The organism is Pontibacter sp. HJ8 (genome assembly GCF_054824225.1).
Genome location: NZ_JSYF01000158.1, coordinates 1 through 5582, shown reverse-complemented (window position 1 = coordinate 5582; position 5582 = coordinate 1). Strand labels below are relative to the sequence as shown.

The following is a 5582-nucleotide window of genomic DNA, read 5'->3' as shown; positions in this document are numbered from 1 at the left end:
CGCAACACATCCTCATCTTCTGAATAGTCATCGGCCAGGTGCTGCTCCCAGTTCCTGTTGATGATGATCGTCCACTCGTCCTGTCCGGGAATGGTGAACAGGGCATACTTGCCGGCCGGCAGTTGTTTCCCTCCCAGGGTGATGTCCGTGTCCGTGGAGAGGGTCGTAGCCGAGTGGGCACCCGTCACCCATACCTGGTTGTAGGCCACCAGACCACCCCATATCACACGCCCGCGCACCGCAGGTGAATGGTAGTTTATCAGGATGTGCGCGTTCCCGACCTGCCCGTGGGCTTCTGCTTTGAGGCTCCCTTTCATGGTGTCCGGCGCTGCCTGCGCCTGAATGACCAAGCCTTCCACCGGCATTTCAGGTGCATGGGTAGTATGTTGCGCGTTCTCTGCCGGCGGTTCCTGTTCCTGCGCCGGCTGGCTGCAGTAAGTGAGCGTGGAGCAAAGCAGCAGGATCAGAAAGGAATTAGACAATTTAGAGTTCATGGGTTTGACGATAGGTATAGCAAGACAAAAAAGGATACAATTTCATACAGCAGAATGCTAGCCGGCAAGGGCTTACTATCTAAAGTTTTTACTCCTGCAAATGTAGGAATTAAGTAAAGACATACGGGTTGAAAATTGAAAATGAACTACAGAATGTAACCGGCCTGCACAAGCAGGCATAACAGGTGCACTCTCATCTGCCTCTTCCGCATGCATTCGTAGGACTACTATACCTGGTCATTCACAAGTGGAAAGCTGCTCAGAAATAAATGCCTCCCTTCCTGATTCCGTACCAAACCGGCGTACCTACACAATGCGCCGGTTTTTTTATTCCTCTTTTGCTTGAACTGCAACAAGTTAGCGAAGTTCTTGAGTATACTTCTACTATGGACCACGACCACCATCCCTCTCCTGAAAATCAGCAGCAGGCCCGCCACCAGAAAGACCAGGTAACGGAAAAGCTGGAAGAAAAGACGCTGCACGGCCATGAGCAAGCCATGCACGCAGATACCACCGGCCATCCGCCGCACGGCGGCCACGGCCATGACCACCACCGCATGATGATCGACGACTTCCGGCGCAGGTTCTGGGTTTCGCTGGTGCTGTCTATACCTGTCATCCTCCTGAGTCCGATGGTGCAGCACATCCTGGGGTTCTCGTTGGCTATACCTTACAGTATGTACATCGCTTTCGTGCTCTCTTCTGTTATCTACTTTTACGGCGGCTGGCCTTTCCTAACAGGTTTGGTCGAAGAAGTAAAGAAGGGCGCGCCCGGTATGATGACACTGATTGGGGTAGCCATTTCGGTCGCCTACCTCTACAGCACGGCCATTGTTTTTGGGCTGCAGGGTATGGACTTTTTCTGGGAGCTGGCCACCCTGATCGTGATCATGCTGCTCGGGCACTGGATCGAGATGAAGTCAGTGCTGGGCGCTTCCAAAGCGCTGGAGCTGCTCGTGAGCATGATGCCGGCTGAGGCCATGCTGATCAAAGATGGCGAAACGGTGCACGTACGCATAGAAGACCTGCAAAAAGGTGACCTGATCTTGATCAAACCCGGCGAGAAAGTACCGGCCGACGGCATAGTAGAAGAAGGTGAAAGCCACCTGAATGAAAGCATGCTGACCGGCGAGAGCAAACCGGTCAAAAAAACAAATGGCGACAAAGTGATCGGGGGCGCCATTAACGGCAACGGTTCCTTGCAGGTGCGGGTGGAACATACCGGCAAAGAGAGTTACCTCAACAAGGTGATCACCCTGGTGCAGGAAGCTCAGAAAACCAAATCGGAAACGCAGCGCCTGGCAGACCGCGCCGCTAGGTGGCTCACCTACATTGCCCTTATCGCCGGCTTCGGAACGTTTGCCGTTTGGTTAATGCTGGGCCAGGAACTTGCGTTTGCCCTGGAGCGCATGGTTACCGTGATGGTCATCTCCTGTCCGCATGCGCTGGGGCTGGCCATACCGCTGGTCGTGGCTATCTCTACCGCCGTTTCGGCCAATAACGGGCTGCTCATACGCAACCGCACGGCCTTCGAAAATGCCCGCAGGATCACCACCATCCTCTTTGATAAAACCGGTACTTTAACCCAGGGTTCACATGCAATAGCTGCCGTCGTGGCCTTTGCTGCCACCCCGGACGCGCGTGAAATGCTGCGTCTGGCAGCTGGTGTGGAGCAGCATTCAGAGCACTTTATAGGTCAGGGTATACTGCGCAAAGTCAAAGAAGAAGGTATAGCAGTGCCTCCCTCCCAGGCTTTCAACTACCTGCCGGGCAAAGGACTGGAAGGTATGGTAGAAGACAAAGACGTGAAGGTAGTCGGCCCGAACTATATCGCTGAATTTCAGATTAGGGTGCCTGCCAGCAAGGCAGAAGAAGGCGTTGAAACCGTGGTATACGTGCTGGTGAACGGGAAGGCCGTCGGCTACATCAGCATGCGCGACCAGCTACGCGAAGAGTCGGCGGAGGCCATCCGCATACTCAAAGAAAATGACATACAGAACCTGTTGCTGACAGGCGACAACGAACGGGTGGCCAAAAGCGTGAGCGACAAGTTGCACATGGACGGCTACCTGGCCAACGTGCTGCCCCACCAGAAACAGGAGAAGGTGAAGGAGCTACAGGCCAGAGGCGAGTTTGTGGCCATGACGGGCGATGGCGTAAACGATGCCCCTGCCCTGGCACAGGCAGATGTTGGGATTGCCGTCGGCTCGGGCACCGATGTGGCCGCCGAAACAGCCGACATCATCCTGGTCAACAGCAATCCGCAGGACATTGCCAAACTGATCCTCTTCGGGAAAGCCACCCACCGAAAAATGATCCAGAACCTGATCTGGGCCACCGGCTACAACGTGATCGCGCTGCCCCTGGCGGCAGGTGTGCTCTACAACCAGGGCATTATGGTGTCGCCAGCTGTAGGGGCCGCTCTCATGAGCCTGAGTACCGTGATCGTGGCCATCAATGCGCAGTTGCTGCGCAGGCAGATCAAGTAAGTGCTTGCAGTGATACAACCATACTGCTGCCAGTAGGCGTAACTAAAGAATTTGGCATACCTAAAACTTCTATAAGATGAAAAAACTGTACTTACTCCTGTCCGCCTGCCTGCTCCTGATGCTAACGGGTTGCCAACGATCCGAAACTGCAGATGAGATTCTTCGGGATGAGCAGACGCGCGGGGAAATCTATACCGCTATCCTGGACGATGAAGCAATGCAGAATGAAATCATGACCCTGATGCGGGAGCGGAATACAAGTGGCCCTATGATGGGCAGGGGCGCCATGATGGGAGACAGCATGCGCATGTCAGGTATGAACCAAGGGCAGATCAAAGCGCAAATGAGACAGCTGCTGGCTCTTTGCGCAACCGATTCTGCCGCCTGCAACATGCTGTCTCAAACGATGATGCAGAACCGTGCTATGATGGGCAAGATGATGCAGCAAATGCAGCGCCGTGGGATGCTGGACTCGGCTTGTATGCAGCAGTTGATGCGCCAGCTAGGCAGGTAATATAAAGGAGCCAAAGCCTGGTATCCCCCTTCCCGGATACAGGTATACGCTCCCCAAAATACCCAGACACATGAAATACTTATACCTGCTATACCTGCTTTCAGTTACTGCCGGTGCGCTGCCGGTCAGCGCACAACACGAGCACCACCAGAAGCAAAAACTGCCACAGGATACTCTCCAGCATATGCAGCACGGGGACATGCAGCATGGCCCTACCATGTCACATGCTTTTTCGCGCAACCTGCCCATGAACCGCAACGCTTCCGGCACGGGTTGGCTGCCTGACGAGTCGCCCATGTACGGGAACATGTTCCACCACAGCAGCTGGATGTTTATGCTGCACTATAACGCATTTGTGCGCTACAACAAGCAGGACATTTTCGAGAGCGGCAACCGGGGCGACAGTCAGTTCGACATCCCCAACTGGCTCATGTTCATGGGGCGGCGCCCTGTAGGACACCGCGGACTTTTCCGGTTCAGCGCCATGCTCTCGCTGGATCCGCTCACGGTGGGAGGCAACGGTTATCCCCTGCTTTTCCAGACCGGCGAGACTTACCAGGGCCGTCCTTTGATCGATCGCCAGCACCCGCACGACCTGGTCAGTGAGCTCTCTGTCGGCTACACGCACATGCTCTCCCCGGATGCGGATGTGTTCCTGTATCTGGGCTATCCCGGTGAGCCCGCCCTCAGCAACGTGGCCTTTATGCACCGCCCCTCGGCACTCAATAATCCGGACTCTCCCCTGGGGCACCACTGGCAGGATGCCACCCACATCACATTTGGCGTTGCCACACTTGGTGTCCGTTACCAGAACCTCAAACTGGAAGGCTCATCGTTTACAGGTCGGGAGCCCAATGAAGAGCGTTATGACTTCGACAAGCCCCGCTTCGACTCCCGCGCGCTGCGCCTTACCTACAACCCTACGCCACAATGGAGCCTGCAAGCTTCTACTGCTTATGTCAAGAGCCCGGAGGCAATAGAACCTGACGAGGATGTATACCGCTCTACTGCCACCGTACTGCACAGCAAAAAGCTGTCAGGCGCAGGGCGCTTCTGGACATCCACCGCCAACTGGGGCTATAACTACGTGGATCAGGACCATAAAGAACACTCCGTACTGCTGGAGTCCAATCTGCAGAATGACAAATTTGTCGTGTACGGACGCTATGAGTGGGTTCAAAAGTCAACCGGGGAGCTTGGTTTTGAGGAAGAATTATTCGGCCATGATGAGATTTTCGGGATACACGCCTTGACGGTGGGCACTAACAGGCAGGTGTTCCGGCTTGGCCCAGCTAATCTGCACCTGGGAGCACAGGTATCAGCTTTCCGGGCCGAGCGTCCGCTGCATCCTTATTACGGCAAGCTTCCTTTGAGCGGTCAGGTATACCTGCGCCTGTTCCCGTCCCTGATGATGCCTTAAGATAAATGGGCCCGAACAGCCTAATTCATTTTAGAACGGCTGCTAAAACCTGTATCCGCTTACGAATCGAACTGTATGCAGGAGCACTTTGGAATAACTGGCATCGTCTGCACCGCGGTCGTCCTGACAGATCTGGTAGCTACTGCCCCATTGTTCCAGGTTATTCTTAAAAAACCTTGATCTGGAAGCCTCAGGCCCGATAGAGAAAAATTTTGTAAAAAAATAATTGCAGTCCGGCAACTATTATCGTAATATTACGATAATAAATAAATACGATGGGTATATCAAAATCAGAGCAGTTCACAGAGGCCGACGTTACCATGGCCAGATACGCCAAGGCATTGGCGCATCCGGCGCGCGTAGCCATTCTGCGGATATTGCTGGAACGCAGAGCCTGTATCTGCGGCGACATCGTGGAAGAGCTTCCCTTGTCGCAGTCGACAGTGTCCCAGCACCTGAAGGAGCTGAAAGATGCTGGCCTGATCCAGGGAGACATCGACGGCAAGAAGGTATGCTACTGCATCAATGAGCAGGCCTGGAAGCAGGCGCAGCAAATGCTGCAGGTATTGTTTGCCAATTATGTTCCCTGCAATACAGGCTGCTGTTAAAAAATTTGCTTATTATCATCGTAATATACCGATACAATTTGAAAATTTAAACGAATA

The 5582-nt window shown here is 54.0% G+C and carries 5 protein-coding genes; 4 read left to right on the top strand and 1 reads right to left on the bottom strand.

What is annotated here, in order from left to right; genetic code table 11:
- On the bottom strand, positions 1–494 hold a 494-nt coding region (locus OB13_RS08175; RefSeq protein ID WP_461489669.1), incomplete at its 3' end, for a DUF2911 domain-containing protein.
- Positions 495–880: 386 nt separating this feature from the next.
- On the opposite strand from OB13_RS08175, the gene OB13_RS08170 reads away from it, so the two are divergent.
- From OB13_RS08170 to OB13_RS08155, 4 genes are all read left to right on the top strand, one after another.
- Positions 881–2983 (top strand): copper-translocating P-type ATPase, encoded by a 2103-nt coding sequence (locus OB13_RS08170; RefSeq protein ID WP_461489668.1) that lies wholly within the window; start codon positions 881–883, stop codon positions 2981–2983.
- A 76-nt stretch (positions 2984–3059) separates the two neighbouring features.
- The gene (locus OB13_RS08165; RefSeq protein ID WP_461489667.1) at positions 3060–3497 is read left to right on the top strand and encodes a hypothetical protein; all 438 of its coding nucleotides are present in this window, start codon (positions 3060–3062) and stop codon (positions 3495–3497) included.
- A 70-nt stretch (positions 3498–3567) separates the two neighbouring features.
- Entirely contained in the window at positions 3568–4917 is a 1350-nt protein-coding gene (locus OB13_RS08160) for a hypothetical protein (protein ID WP_461489666.1), read from the top strand.
- A 275-nt stretch (positions 4918–5192) separates the two neighbouring features.
- Positions 5193–5525, top strand: a complete 333-nt coding sequence (locus tag OB13_RS08155) for an ArsR/SmtB family transcription factor (RefSeq protein WP_461489665.1) — start codon at positions 5193–5195, stop codon at positions 5523–5525.
- The last annotated feature ends 57 nt before the right edge of the window (positions 5526–5582 follow it).

What these genes read in the sequence shown, in the direction of transcription:
- OB13_RS08165 (WP_461489667.1), top strand. Translation starts at nt 3,060, where the DNA reads ATGAAAAAACTGTACTTACTCCTGTCCGCCTGCCTGCTCCTGATGCTA.
- OB13_RS08170 (WP_461489668.1), top strand. Translation starts at nt 881, where the DNA reads ATGGACCACGACCACCATCCCTCTCCTGAAAATCAGCAGCAGGCCCGC.
- OB13_RS08160 (WP_461489666.1), top strand. Translation starts at nt 3,568, where the DNA reads ATGAAATACTTATACCTGCTATACCTGCTTTCAGTTACTGCCGGTGCG.
- OB13_RS08155 (WP_461489665.1), top strand. Translation starts at nt 5,193, where the DNA reads ATGGGTATATCAAAATCAGAGCAGTTCACAGAGGCCGACGTTACCATG.